Annotated in this window: 1 protein-coding gene; it reads left to right on the forward strand. The window is 43.6% G+C overall.

Features of this window, described 5'->3' with window-relative positions; all coding sequences use genetic code 11:
- The coding region (locus UF06_RS27230) for a hypothetical protein (RefSeq protein WP_206778257.1) at nucleotides 1-340 on the forward strand (340 nt) is incomplete at its 5' end.
- Nucleotides 341-479 lie beyond the last annotated feature (139 nt).

Below are 479 nucleotides of genomic sequence, written 5' to 3' on the forward strand. Positions count from 1 at the left end.
GGCGTTATGCTTAATCACGCAAAGTCAGTGGTTTATGTTTTTTCTTTGTTCCCTCGGCTGGTTAGTTTTGAGTTTGTCGGCAAGTTGGCTTCAGTGGGCGCTGTTTTCCGGACACTTGTTCTTTGGCGCTGGAAATTCAGAGCGTTGCCTCAGTCAATATTCGGGCAAGCGCGAGGTTAGGGCGGTTGGTTCAATCAGTAATCTGATCTTAGGTTTTTTTAGTATTAGCGGTCAAAGTCCAAAGTCTGATTTTCAAAATCATGAGTCATTTCCGTTTTTTAGGTTTTGGCTTTTGCTTGTGAATCAAGGTCGAGTTAATCTTGGTTTTATCAAAACGTAAGTCATTGAATCTTAAGCATAACAAAGCGTTCAAGAGGGATTTGGCACGCGTGGCATTTTCAGTTTGCGTTAGGTTTGGTGGTTACGGCATTGTGCGGTAACTTGTGTATTGCGTGCCTTCACCCCTTAACGCGGCGTTA

Source organism: Vibrio sp. S234-5 (assembly GCF_000960595.1).
GTDB lineage: Bacteria > Pseudomonadota > Gammaproteobacteria > Enterobacterales > Vibrionaceae > Vibrio.